Raw genomic sequence first — 15,057 nt, 5'->3', positions numbered from 1 at the left:
CCTTTTGTATTATTGGGCAGATTGAGCAGATGCAATAATCCGTTTAATACAGCTGACATACATCTCTGATAATGATTCTATTGTTGATTTTTCGTGTACATTTGTGCTGTATTGCCAGTTCAACATAATTTGGCTGTTATAGACCCAGCTTCTAACATCGAGTTCATAATATCTTTGTGCCTTTGGACTACGCACTGATCCACGGGATTCAGTAGCATGTTCCCACAAAGAAGGTTTTGCCTCTCCCTTGCGCCCTGCACTTCCAATCAATGGACCATCATAGTCAAAAGAAACTTGTGGTGTGGGGATTTGAGACAAAGCTTCTTTCACAGCTTGATCTTTACAGAGCGATTTCATCACAGCATAGTTAAAGCCGTATTGACGACTCGTCTCGAGCCGTTCTTTCGTCGATAATAATATTTTTTCAATCGACTCATCACTATCTATTTCAAACTTTGTTGGGAAAGAAGTGGTAAACCATCCCACCGTACGGGACAAGTCTACATCTTTACTTATGTCTTCCCGTCCATGAATTCCTTGATCAATGAGCACACTGCCTTCGCCTTTCCACTTGACAAGGGTCATTGCCATAGCGGTGAGCAAAACATCTCCTACGTGCATCTGATATGCTGCTCTCACCTCTGCAAACAAGGATTCTGTATCTTCAACACTTAACGCAAAATAAAATTCAGCTAAGGATACCTCGATATTATTGCCATCCTCGCAGTCCCTTGGCAGATCACGGTTTGCTGTTTTCTGTTCTTCTACCCAGTGCTTCATCTCCTCGAAAAGTTCTGGTGATTGGGCATAGGCTGTCAATTTCTTTGCCCAATCCTGATAAGCAGTCGTTTTAGCAGGCAGACGCGGAACCAATCCTTTTTCCAAATCCATATAAGCCGTCTGAATATCTTCCATCAGGAAAACCCAAGACATATGATCAATCACCAGATGGTGTACGACGATGAAGACACGTTGTCCGCGAACACCCAAATCAAACAACACCACTTTGATTAAAGGTCCCTCTGTTAAGTTCAACTCAGATTGATAATTGGACACTGCTTGCTCTAGTGCGGATTTCTGCCGCTCTTCAGCTACATCCGAAAAATCCATATATTCAAAGATTTTATGGTCTTTGCGTTGTTCTTGGAATTGTATCCACCCCTCTTCTGTCTGGCGATAGCGCAAGCGCAACACATCATGATACAAGACGATATGCTGAACCGCAGCTTGCAGTAAATTAGGTTCAACCGATCGAACCGTTTTTAGCACGATAGCTGTATTCCAGTGATGCGCTTCGACAAATTCTTGTTCAAAGAACCATTGCTGCATATGAGTCATTGGCTCATGGAATTCCCAAGTATAGCTTCGTACTCCCGTCTGCTCCTGTGTACTAGCAACCTGCTTTTCTCCTATCTTAGCACTGGAACAATCATGGATTATGGAGCGTAGAGCTTCCATAAAACCTTGAGCAAGCTGTTCAATTGTGGCACGATGATGAAGATTGTCACTGTACTCCCAATTAAAACGTAAGCAACCGTCGATTACAGCCCCGTTAATATCGACAAGGTAGTTACGCTGGTCTCGTGCACTCCGCAACGAGCCCATTGATTCAGGAGCAGCTTCAAACATAGATTCTACCGATGAAACTTCATTAAACTGACCCAGATAATTAAAGCTGACCTCTGGTTTTGCTAATGCAGCAAACTGTTCTCTCACATGATTTTGCGAATGCAAATAACGAAGCAGGCCATAGCTAAATCCACGCTGCGGAATCTTCTTTAATTGCTCTTGAATTTGTGACATAACAGAAGTAAGTGAACAATCTAGTTCTAGCATAACTGGAAATTCTGAAGTAAACCAGCCAACGGTTCTACTAACATCCAGATCATCAAATAGATCTTCCCGTCCATGTCCTTCTAAATTAAGAAACAGAGAAGATTCCCCTGTCCATTGGCTAAATATCTTCAGCAGTGCAGTTAATAAAACATCATTTATCTGAACATTATAGAAAGCGGGAACTTGCTGGAGCAAGGACTTGGTTTCCTCTGCTGTTAGTCCTTCCGAAATAATTTGAGAAGAACCCACCGTATTGTCTCCTTCTTTCTTATCAATCGGTAGAGCAGAAACATCTCTTTGCGCTAAATTAAGCCAGAAAGGAATATCCTCTGCTATGTTTTGTGATTGAGCATAATCCACCAATCGCTCTGCCCACATTTTGTAAGATGTAGTCTTGACGGATAACGGAGGGGCCTCTTTACGGCGCAGAGATTGATAGACCGTTTGGAAATCATCTAAAAGAATGCGCCAAGAAACGCCATCCACGACCAAGTGATGGATGATAAATAGCAATCGCTCAGGTTCATCCTCACCTAAATCAAATAATACAACACGTAGGAGTGGTCCATTCCATATATCCAGGCTTGCCTGATACTTCTCAGCCAACTTAGTTATCGTGACAACTTGCTCTTTTTTAGCCATTCCTGCTAGATTTACCCTTTCAAAAGGAAGGGAATCATAAGAATCTTGAAATAATTGCTGCACTCCCGTAGCTGTTTGTTCAAAGCGAACACGAAGGGCATCATGATGTTCTAATATTCGTTTTAGCGCTTCTTGCAACACATCAATTCTTACGCGTTCACGTAGTTGCAAGAACGTCGCCTGATTCCAATGATGGGCATCCAGATACTCCTGCTCAAAGAACCACTCTTGGACAGAGGTTAATGGTGCCCCCCCGCTGACAGCGCCTTGCTCAGCTTGCAGCGTTTTGGCTTCGCTTACCATACTTGATAGCTCTTCAATTGTCTGATGTTCTAAGAGATGGGTAGGACGGATAAATATTCCCTGCTGCTTACTTTTGTACGCCATTTGAATACTTAAAATCGAATCTCCACCTAATTCAAAGAAATTACTTCTGACCCCAATCTTTTCTAGATTAAGGACCTCCGCCCAAATATCTGCCAACACTTGTTCGACATGGTTTCGCGGAGCAACGTAAGTGTCACTAGAAGCTGCCCCAATGAAATTTGGAGCAGGCAATGCTTTATAATCCAGTTTTCCATTGGGGGTCAGCGGCATGGCATCCAGCCACACAAAGATATGAGGTACCATATATTCTGGAAGGCATTGTTTTAAAAAGCCCTTTAACTCCGCTTCTTGAAGCCTGATCCCCTGCTCACATACGACATAAGAGACAATCTGTTTATTATCACCCACACCGTCTCGAACCATGGTTGCTACGTCTTGGACACGCGGGAACTGTCTTAGTACCGCATCAATTTCTCCGAGTTCAATGCGATAGCCGCGAATTTTCACTTGATAATCGACACGACCGATGTATTCTAGATTTCCATCACTCAAATATCGTCCTAGATCCCCTGTTTTGTATAATCTTGCTTGGGGGTCATCTACAAAGGGATTTTGCAAAAATGTCGCGTTTGTTTTTTCGGGATCATTCAAATATCCACGGCCAACTCCTATCCCGCCCACATAAATCTCCCCTGTAACACCGATAGGCACGGGATTTAAGTGAAAATCGAGCACATAAACTTGCAGATTTGGAATCACTTTCCCAATGGGTATATTGACGGCATTTTCAGGCGGGCTCTCATGGATTGGATACATCGTAACATCATCTGAGCACTCAGATGGACCATAGGCATTCATTAATGGGATATCAGCATAATGTTCAAACCACTTGCGCGCTAAATCAGGAGGGAATGCTTCCCCAGTCACACTTAAACACTTGAGTTTTGACAACTTTGGCTTCAGAAAATGCTCATTCTCTATCCCATGAAGAAACGCACGTAATAAAGACGGTACGATTTGCATAATATGAACCCCTTGGACATCCGCCTGCTGAAATAATTTTTCAGGATCGCGAGCCACGTCATAATTAAAAATGTGTACTTTTCCTCCGACCAATAAGGCAGCGAGAAACTGCCATACGGAAATATCAAAACATTGCGATGCAGTTTGTGCAACGATATCTTCGTTGATCAAATCAAAATCCTGGATCATCAAAAACAGATGGTTAATCATTCCCAGTTGTTCAATCATAACCCCTTTTGGTTCACCAGTAGACCCTGACGTAAAGAGAACATAGGACAAATGCTTTTCTCCAGTCACAACAGGCAGGTTCTTTTCATTCTGCTCCCTTGCAAGTAAATCCTCTGCCACAAAGAATTGAGGAGGTTTATCCGTAGACATGCCCTCTAACACTTCTTCCATCTTCTCTGCAAATTCTGAAGTCACTACTATGGTGCGAGTGGCACTTTTTTGAATAACCTTGCGCATTCGCTCCACAGGATAGTTAGGGTCAACAGGAAGATAGGCCCCGCCCGCTTTAAAAATGGCAATCACCGTGGCAACGAACCACACACCACGTTCAGCGAGCAAGGGAACCACGGAATCAGGACCTACATTCTGTTTCACCAATCCTCTAGCCATTCGGTTGGCTTTTGCATTCAATTCACGATACGTCCATGCTTCTTCTTCAAAGCATACAGCAATCTGGTCAGGGGTCTTTGCCACCTGTGCTTCAAATAATTCTTGAAAACTCTTATCCAATGGAAAATCAGCTTTACATTGATTCCATTCCACTAAGACTTGCTGACGTTCTGCTTCGGTTAAGAGGTCTACTTCTGCCACCGATGCTTGATTATACTCTACCAAGGTGTTCAAAGCATTTAGAAAATGCTGAGTAAACCTTTCAATGGTATCTGGAGCAAACAAACTAGAATTGTAGACGAGTTCTCCTCCGAAAGCTTCCCCTTGATTTTCAAAAGTAAGGGTAATATCATTTTTTAAATCAGGAAATTCGCCGTGTATCTCCGAATAGGCTAAGATGATATCAAATACAGGACAACTGTTCAATTGTTTCTTGATTCCTACATCCCTAATGACATGCTCAAAGGGATACGATTGATGCCTATATGCTTCCAATAAAGTTGCCCGAATCTGTTTGATCAGCTGACGCATTGTCGTTTGATCATCTATCTTATCAATAACCGAGACAAGGTTTGGTTTTGTCTCGGTATCTTCTCCTGTTTTACGACTAGGACTCCCTACAATAATAGAAGGGTTTCCTGTATACTTGTACAGGCAAGTTTTTAATGAAGTCATCAGTAAAACATAGATTAGAAAAGGAGAATCCTTCGCTAATTTACGTACTTTACTGGATAACGCAGTTGGGATGTTGATCGTCTCAACATATCGCTTATCTACGTATTGAGCGGGACGAGGATAATCCAGTATTAGATTGGTACTTGGAACATCTCCAGAAAGCTTGTCGGCCCAGTAATCCCGTTCTGCTTTCAGCTGTTTATCAAAAAGTAACACCATAGGAACAGAACTCCTTTCATGCTGAAATAATCTTAGAATTAATCGAAATCAAAATCATCCAATTCATCATTAGCTATTTGCTCCCCTGCAGGGACAGAGACCGCTGTCTTCTCCATTTTGATATCTAGCAACTGAGTTTCAGGGTGCTGTAAAATATATTCGATCAGTGTAAAAAAGCGTTTCATGAGCAGCTCTATTGTTGGCTCATCAAAAAGTGAAGTACTATACTCCATGATACCAAGGATTTCCTCATCTCCCTCTGCCAAAGTCATACATAAATCGAACTTTGCCATCTCTGTGTTGGTATTTATAAATTGCATATCAAGACCCAACAGCTCTACATCTTTAGTCAATGATTTGTGATTATGATAATCAAACATCACTTGTACCAAGGGAGAATAACTAGAAGAACGTGGCACCTTCAGCGCATCTAAGAGTTTGAAAAATGGCAGCTGTTGGTGGGAAAACGCTTCAAGTGTTGTCTGACGAACATTCTTTAAGAAATCACGGAACCTCGGATTCCCAGATAAATCAGAACGTAAAGCCAGCGTATTAATAAACAATCCAATCAATCCTTCCGTCTCTACCTGCCGCCCCGCTACGGGCGAAGCTACCACAATATCCTCTTGGCCGGAATAACGATAGAGCAGTGTTTTCCAAGCTGCCAAAAGGATCATAAACAAGGTAGCCTCTTCTTGCTTACTAAACTTCCTAAGCTTTTCAGTCAATTCCGCTTCCATTTTAAAGGAATAGCTCGCCCCTTGGAAATTCTGTACTGTTGGACGTTCATAATCTAGCGGAAGATCTAGCAAAAGTGGAGCTTGATCAAGCTTGGCTTGCCAATAGTTTAATAGCTTCTCTAATGGTTTTCCCTGTAAATATTTCCGTTGCCAATTGGCAAAATCATAGTACTGGATAGGAAGAGCAGCTAAAGCAGCTTCTTCCCCTTTCACTAAGGTGTTATAAAGAGTAACAAGCTCACGGATGAAGACATGAATCGACCATCCATCTGATACAATATGGTGCATCGTCACCAACAACACATGTTCATCATCATCAAGCACCAGCAGACTTGCACGGAATATCGGTCCCTCTGCAAGATTGAAAGGAATCTTTGATTCTACGTCAATCCGCTTTTGAACTTCTGCTTCCTGGTCTTCTGGGTAGAAGCCTTGCAAATGTTGAATGGTTAAAATCGAATCGGTTACAGACTGAACTTCTACCGAAGGCATACCATTGACTACAGGAAATGTGCTTCGTAGTGTATCGTGACGTTTGACAACTTCGCATAGACTTTTTTGTAACACTTCCTGATTGAGCTCCCCTTTTAATCGGATCGCCAACGGAACATTATAAAGCGCACTCCCTTCTTCCAACTGGTCTAAAAACCATAAACTCTGTTGGGCAAAGGAGAGAGAAGCTTCTTCACCATCTTTCATCGGGATGATTTCATTAAGGTCTGTTGCCGAAGCTAACTCTTGTTGTGCTACAGGAACTGTTAGCTCTAGAGAATCAATATACTTGGATAATTCTCGTAACGTAGAGTATTCATACACATCCTCAAAGGCGATCTCCACACCAAAGCTTTTCTTGATACGTCCCATCACACGCGAGCCATTTAAGGAATTTCCTCCTAGTTCAAAGAAATTATCTTCCACACTGATTTCATCTAGTTTTAATACTTCTCCCCACAAACGAGCCAAAGCTTCTTCCGTAGCTGATACATTCTCGCCTGTCACCCGGCAGTGATATGCATCTTTCACAGTTGTTTTGGCATGACCTATACTCTTCTCAAATGGGCGAGGGGCTTCTACCCAACAACGAATTTTTTCAAATGGGTAGGTTGGAACCTCGACACGTTGAAGCTGAGCAGATTGATAATATTTATCCCAGTTAATTTTCAGCCCTTGAGCGTACATGGCAGAAAGCGTCCGTGACAAAGAGAATGACGTTTTTGAAGTAAAGGATGAAAATACACTTAAATGCGCTAGTTGAGCCGTCAACTTGTTCATTTCTCTTGACAAAATACCTTGTGCACCGACTTCTAGATAGAGCAAGTACCCTGCTTTACTTAGTTTAGATGCTAACAATCGGAGCTTATCTGCTCCTAAAGGCTTTACGGTGCCCAGTTCTACAGCACATTGGATCCCATCTGGCAGTGAAATTTCTTTTGAAATCACTTTTGCCACGAGATTCCCCACGCCATTACCGATAATTTTGTTGGATGAAATCCCGTGCGAACGCCAAAGTTGATATAGGGAATACTGGTATATTAATTTCTTTACATTGTAGTGATCGGCCTGCTCACCAGCGACCTTCAAGCACTCGGTATATATTTTTTTAAAAAGCGGGTAATGACTCAACAAGAAGTCGATTTGATTTTGCTCGGCCTTTACATCATGTGAAAACATAAAGACTACCTTGCTTTCCTTGGTCATGCGAAACTCATCAGGTGATTTGAAATCGCGTTCTAAAGATTGAATCAACTCCTGCTTATAAGCCGCTGTCACTGCATAGCGATACATATGGTCATCGCGTCCCCGGTTAAGGACATATGCAATATCTGTAAGCTGTGGAGTCTCACCTTGGAGATATTCTAATAAATTCACGCCATACCGATGCAGACTAGCAGCAGATTTTGCGGAAAGCGTTATCAGATGATCCTCTTGTTTTTGCTCTTCCTCTCTGACTAGCAGGGGACCTTCTTCTAAGACAAGGTGTACATTTGTACCACTTAGACCAAACGAGCTGACACCTGCCCGTCTAGTTCTCCCTTGCTCTTCCCAATCTTTCAAATCTGTATTGACATATACCGCTGTATTTTCAAAGTCAATATGCGGATTGGGTGTATGAAAGTTTAGTGATGGGAAAATCTTTTTATTTTTCAAGGAGAGCACGACTTTAATAAAACTAGCAATTCCCGCTGCGCCAGCAAGGTGACCAATATTCGTTTTAAGAGAGCCGATAGCGCAGAATTTTCGTTTCTCGGTATAGCGTTTAAAGGCATCTGTAAGCCCTTTAATTTCAATAGGGTCCCCAATTTGTGTACCTGTACCATGGGATTCAATATAAGAGACAGTTTCTGGTTCGATCCCCGCCAACTCCCACGCTCTGGTGATCACTTCAGTTTGCGCGCCTGAGCTTGGAGCTGTAATTCCTGTGGAACGCCCGCCATCTTGGTTTGCGGCTCCACCTTTGATGACAGCGTGTATTGAATCGCCATCCTTAATCGCTTTTTCAAGCGATTTGAGAATAATGATCCCACCTCCTTCTCCACCTACAATGCCATTTGCAGACGAATCAAACGTCTTACACTTTCCGTCCGGAGACTCCACGCCAAACACTTCATCACCTTGATCTTTAAGCGGAAAATCGAGATTCAGATTTATACCGCCTACAATCGCACATTCTGCTTCACCCATCAGCAATTTATTATAGCCCTCATAAATGGCTAATAAGGAGGAAGAACAAGCCGTATCAATCACCATAGCAGGACTATGTAAATCAAAAAAGTGTGAGATTCTTCCAGCAATCACGGAATGAAGATTCCCAGGAACAGCTGTAGGATCAAATTCTGTAATTAATTGATAATAAGAAGGCTTGGGAGCCCCAGGTGCTCCCAAAATGACTGCCGTTCTGCTACCCTTAAATTCTCGTAAACTATACCCGGCGTTTTCAATCGCACTAGATACCAATTGTAAAAGCAAGCGCTGATGAGGATCCATATTTTGGGCTTCACTTCTTGAAAAACGAAAGAATTGGTAGTCAAATTCATCGATTCGATCAAGATACCCACCAATTTGATAATCTATAGACGGATCAATAGAAGAGTTTTCTTTTCTTTCAACCGATAACTCTTTGACGCTATCGATACCATTGCTCAAGTTATAATAAAACTCATCTAGGTTTTTTGCGTCTGGAAATATGCCGCTGAGTCCTATAACGGCAATATCGCGATTCGACATCATGATTCCCCCTTAGTCCGACAAGCTGACTGTATTTACTATAATTCGAAGTTTTCAATTTCGTTTTCCTCAGCTTCCCCTTGCCCTTCTTGTTTATCAATAAATTCACTAAGCGAAGCAATGGTATTGTGTTCAAATAAATCAACCAACTTTATATGTGGATACTTCTCTTGTAGTAACGCTAGCGCATTTACACTCTTTAAAGAATTTCCACCAATTTCAAAGAACTTATCATGAATGCTGATTTCTGCCGTTCCTAAGACCTTATACCAAATCTCGGCAACCCACTCTTGCGTCGGTGTTTCTGGAGCAATAATTGGGCGAGCGGATTGACTGGCAGGGTCAGGAAGGGCTTGGCGATTAATCTTTCCGTTGGCTGTCAGCGGAAATTTATTTAAAAAGACAAAAGCAGAAGGGACAAAATATTCAGGTAAAATGGATTGCAATCGCTCGGACAGCTCTTCTTGAGATGGCACTTCACTTGATGAAGCAAGTAGATAAGCAACCAAATACTTGTCTCCTCCGTGTTCGTCACGAGCTAAGACAAGGGCTTCTTTAATGCTTGGATGTTGTTCTAGTGCGTGCTGTATTTCTCCTAACTCAACACGGTAGCCACGAATTTTGACTTGGTCATCCACCCGTCCAATGAATTCAAGATTACCATCTGGAAGATAGCGTACAATATCCCCTGTACGATACAGAGTCTGTTCATTATCAAAAGGATTCTCAATAAAACGATCTGCTGTAAGCTCTGGGTGGTTTAGATAGCCTCTGGTTACACTTTCCCCACCAATGTAGAGCTCTCCAGCCGCGCCAATCGGGACAAGCTGACATTGACTATTCATAATATACACTTTTGTATTGGCAATCGGTTTTCCAATTGGTACCGTTGCTGCTACAGTTTTTTCCTTCCGTTCATGCAACCCATAGGTCGTTACACCTATTGTCGCTTCTGTTGGCCCGTAGTGATTTATGATGCGACAATCAGGGGCTAGTTCTTGGATTCTGCTCACTAAATCCCAAGAAAGAGCTTCCCCTCCAAGCACCAGCAGACGCTTCGGTAAAAGATTTGCTGATTGCGGTGCAGACAGCAGGGTAGATAGATGAGACGGGACAATTTTCAAACAATCAATAGTATGATTTTCACAGTAATCGGCGAGCTGTTTTGGATCTAATAGACGCTCTTGAGAAATAATATGCAAGCGGCCTCCTGTACACAAAGAGGTATAAATAACCGTATTCCCCAAATCTGCTGCAAGTGTAGATACCGTGGCATAACTTGCAGCAGAGCCAATCTCAAATCGATCGTACATCCCATTGAGATAGTTTAGGAGCTGTCCGTGTTCTACGACGACTCCTTTCGGTTTTCCAGTCGAACCAGAGGTATAAATCGTATAGGCTGCATTATCAATCGTAACAGAACGATTCGGGTTATCCTTGCTTTCTGTAGAGAGTTTATCACCATCACTATCCAGACAAATTACGTTTTTTTCTATTGCTGGCAAATCAGACATTAATGCTTTTTGAGTCAAATAAATTGAGATATCAGCATCTTGTAAGATAAATTGTTTGCGTTCTGCTGGTAATGCGGGATCAATCGGTACATACGCCCCACCAGCCTTCAACACACCTAGCAGCGCAACAATCATATCTAAAGAACGTTCCATACAAATGCCAACCTTGACCTCTGCCTCTACTCCTTGTTGGACAAGAGCGTGAGCCAGCTGATTGGCACGCTCATTTAATTCGCGGTAGGTCAGTTGTTGTTCCTCAAAGATTACTGCTATCTCATCAGGCGTGCGCTCTACTTGCTGTTCAAATAATATGTGGAAGCATTCAGAAGCAAAAGGAGAAGAAGCAGGGTTGGTGGCGCTTCCTGTTAACAGATGCTGTTTCATCTCTTTGCTCAAAATATCTAAATCTGTAATTAACGTCTCAGGCTGCTCCACAGCATACTTAACAAGTTGAATATAAGATTGGAGTAATTCGCGTACGTATTCTTCTTCCCAATATGGATTCGTATAATAAATATCAAGTGAAAGTGATTCTCCTAATTTGGTACAAGACATCTTTAGATCAAAGTAATCCACTAAGCTTGTCAGTTTTTCGAGCTCAAAGTGAGGACTTTCAGAAGAAAGCATCCCTGCAGCTTCACTATACTCAAATCCACTGGAGAAATATATGTCGTTACTTTGAACTAGTCCATATGAGAAGTATTCCTGCCATTCATACGCATTGTACTGCGCTTCAGCAAGTTCTTGTAAAACTTCATCCATACGCGTGTTGGCAATGTAAGTATAGCGAACAGGCGCGGTGCCAGCTAATAGGCCTATGGTTTTTTCCATTTCTTCGTACTTTCTGCCATCAAACACATAACCAGTAGTGATTTCGCTTTGCCCTGTCAGATGCCACATGAATAGGTGCCAACTCGCAAACAAAAGGTCTTCTAATGAGAGTTCCCACTTTTCTGCGACTTCCTCAAATTGAATGGATAGATCAGATGAAAGCATGATACTTTCAATATTAGGCACCTTAGGAGAAAGTTCGGATAAATCATTCCACGGGAGTTTTAATTGCATCGCTGGTTCCCATTCCTGGTTTTCCCAAAAAGCGATTCCTCCCTCTTCATCTTCCTCATAGATATCGTTTTTCCACTCGGAAAATTGAATGTATTGCAACGGCTCCTCTTCTTCAAAATCAACCGGCGACATATAAGCTTCCTGAATCTCTGCTACGAGATTATGAAGACTTACCGTATCAGCGCATAGCGCTGAAATCGTCATCAACAGTATGTTGTGCTGTTCTGTAAGTGAGATCAACGTGAGCCTAAATAATGGTCCGTTTTCCAAATCAAACGGTTTAAGCTGCTCCTTCTCATATAATACTTGGATTTTCTCCGTATTATCTGTTTCTGCTTCTACTTGCAAATCTACCTGTTTCCATTCTGGTACCATTTCCTCATGCACGATTTGTAGCGGTAGTTCCATTCCTTGTAATTGCTTAAAGGTTGTGCGCAGTGCTTCATGCTTTTGTACGACTTGTTGAACCGCATGTTCTAATTTGGTAAAATTCAATTCCCCCGTTAGCGATAGGGAACACTGAGAGTAAAACGATGGACCATTCACTCCTAAAGTCCATAAGCGTTCTTGTTGTGGAGACAATCGAAAGCCTTTAATACATACATCTTTCATATTCGCTCATCCTTTTAATCATAATTTTATAATCGAATAGTCCTCGTCTGCCTATTTTCGGTACGGATCAGCCATGGCAACTACGACTTTACGTTGACCGACAAATGGATTTCTCCCATGGGCAATCAACATATTATCCAACATGAGTACATCGCCTTCCTCCCATGGGAAAACGATAAGTGCTTGACGATATGCTTCACGAATCATTTCAAGGACTTCGTTTTCAATCGGGCTGCCATCACCATAGTATGCATTGCGTGGTAACTCCTCTTCGCTTACTACGGACAACAGAGATCCACGCGTTTCTTTTGGCAAGCTCGATACATGGAAAAGATGAGCTTGGTTAAACCACAGCATTTCCCCTGTGACAGGGTGCTTTTCTACGGCTTGACATACTTGTTTCGTTCTCAAGCGGCCATTTTCCAACCATTCAAATTCAATGTTGGCATCGCGACAGTATTGTTCGACCTCGACAGGATCATCGGTTTGAAAGGCATTTTGCCAAGTAAGATCTAACCCGGCACCAAAATTACGAACATACATCACTTTTTTCTCCATAAACTTCTCTTTGATTTTTTCATCTAAAATCTCAAATACTTTGCGATTATCAGCAAGCGGAGTCTCACCTTGTTCATCTGCCGGCTTCACACAGTAAAACCATATTTTTTGTGGCCAGTTAGAGCTATACGACATCTCACTATGCATCTGTATAAATTGATCTGCTGGATACTCTGTAGAAGTATAAACCTTACCACTGACCTCTGAACGCGGCGTTGAGCGTTCATGATAATTAAGAAGATTAGGTGCGATCACTTTTGTAAACTGTTCAAATTCGTCAGTAGACCCCGTTTGAAAGCCACGAAAAAGAATTCCACCATGTTCAACCAACTTTTTGTTCATCTCTTCTTCATTACCAACTACCCACTTCGTAAGATTAATATGCTGAGAATTCGGCTGCATCACGAGCGGTATTTTGATAGATGGGTCCAAAAAGCTGGAGGTCACTAATTGTTCATTAGAAATCGTTACTGCTTTGGGCTTGTTCTTCAAAAAATTCTTTTTTTTGAATCCTTCTTTTTTCTTTATTTTCATCGCTCTCTCCTTCTTCCCTTCTTCTGTAATCATAGGTAAAGCACCGATTGGCTGTTCCGGGTTGCTTATAATACTCTGAAGCAATGTGATAAGGTGATTCAGCATGCGCTGAATCGTTTCATCGTTAAATAATTCTGTACTATATTCAATTCTCCCGCCCACACCTTTTGGCGATTCTGTTACATCTAGCATTAGGTCAAACTTGGCTGTTCCTGTATCTGTTTGTAAAAATTCTATGTCAAGCCCTGGCAATTCCAAACCCATACCCGGTATATTCTGGTAAATAAATTTAACTTGACACAAAGGGGCAAACCCAGGGTTGCGCTCCAATTGCAACGCATCTACGATCATCTCAAAAGGAATTTCTTGATTGTCATAGGCTTGCAGAGCTGTTTTCCGTACCCGTCTAAGCACTTCACGGAAATGAAGATTCCCTGACAAATTTGTACGCATTGCCAAGGTATTGACAAAGAATCCAATTAAGTTTTCTGTTTCTAGGTTGCGTCCTGCTGCCGGTGAACCTACAACGATATCTTCCTGTCCTGTGTAACGGTATAACAAGGTTTTCCAAACTGCTAAAAGAGTCATATAAACGGTAGCATCCTCTTTGCGACTTAAAGTACGAAGCTCCTCTATCAACTTTTCTGGCAGTGTAAAGTATAGACGTTTTCCTTGGAATGTCTGTACTTTAGGACGCGGACGATTCATAGGCAATGGGATGACAGATGGCACACCTTTTAACTTTTTCTCCCAATAGGATAGTTGTGACTGGATATGTTCACTCTCTAATCTCTCATGCTGCCATGCGGCATAATCCGCATACTGAATCAACAATTCTTTTGGCTGCACGTTTTCCTCTAGTGAGTATTTCGTGTAAAACTGTTGTAACTCTTGAAGAAAGACCATCATTGACCAGGCATCAAACACAATATGATGAACCGCTAAAGACAATACATGTTCTTCTTGGTCTAACTTTAGTAATGTCGTACGAATCAAAGGACCCTGCGCTAAGTGAAAAGGCCGCTTCCCATCTTCCATCAGTAGACTCTGTACTGCGCGCTCACCATCTTCTGGCGACAGATACGACAAATCCTTTACAGGCAATGGATTGTGAAACGGAGGGGAAATCTCCTGCACAGGATTCCCCTTATCATTTTTAAAAGTCGTGCGTAATGCTTCGTGGCGCAGGATAATTTTGTTAAAGCTGCGCTCCATAGCGCTCACATTTAACGCCCCTTTTATACGGATCGCGATTGTAATGTTATAAGCAGCACTACTTGAGTCCAATTGATCAGCAAACCATAATGCCCGTTGTGCAAAAGACATGGGGTTATGATCTTCCCCTGACCGTTTTGGGATTTTACGTTCGGTACGTCCCGCATTCTCCCTTTTCTTTTTCAATTTTAATTCCAGCAAAGCACGTTGCTTCGGACTAAGCGAAGACAGTCTTTTTTTTATATTACTCATCA

Annotated in this window: 4 protein-coding genes; all 4 read right to left on the bottom strand. The window is 42.1% G+C overall.

Annotation, left to right across the window (positions count from 1 at the left end):
* Positions 1-9: 9 nt before the first annotated feature.
* From CO726_RS23440 to CO726_RS23425, 4 genes are read right to left on the bottom strand one after another with little or no spacing between them, the layout of a single operon-like run.
* Positions 10-5,340, bottom strand: a complete 5,331-nt coding sequence (locus CO726_RS23440) for a non-ribosomal peptide synthetase (protein WP_099685858.1) — start codon at positions 5,338-5,340, stop codon at positions 10-12.
* Between the two features lie 38 nt (positions 5,341-5,378).
* Positions 5,379-9,305, bottom strand: coding sequence for a condensation domain-containing protein (locus tag CO726_RS23435; protein ID WP_169513067.1), 3,927 nt, complete (start codon positions 9,303-9,305; stop codon positions 5,379-5,381).
* A gap of 38 nt (positions 9,306-9,343) precedes the next feature.
* Positions 9,344-12,496: a non-ribosomal peptide synthetase gene (locus CO726_RS23430; RefSeq protein ID WP_099685856.1), complete on the bottom strand. Its 3,153-nt coding sequence runs from the start codon at positions 12,494-12,496 to the stop codon at positions 9,344-9,346.
* Positions 12,497-12,547: 51 nt separating this feature from the next.
* Entirely contained in the window at positions 12,548-15,055 is a 2,508-nt protein-coding gene (locus CO726_RS23425) for a condensation domain-containing protein (RefSeq protein ID WP_099685855.1), read from the bottom strand.
* Positions 15,056-15,057 lie beyond the last annotated feature (2 nt).

The sequence above is a fragment of the Bacillus fungorum genome (assembly GCF_002746455.1).
Lineage (GTDB): Bacteria > Bacillota > Bacilli > Bacillales > Bacillaceae_G > Bacillus_A > Bacillus_A fungorum.
Note: the sequence above shows the minus strand (reverse complement) of the source record. Positions and strands in the feature narration are given on the sequence as shown.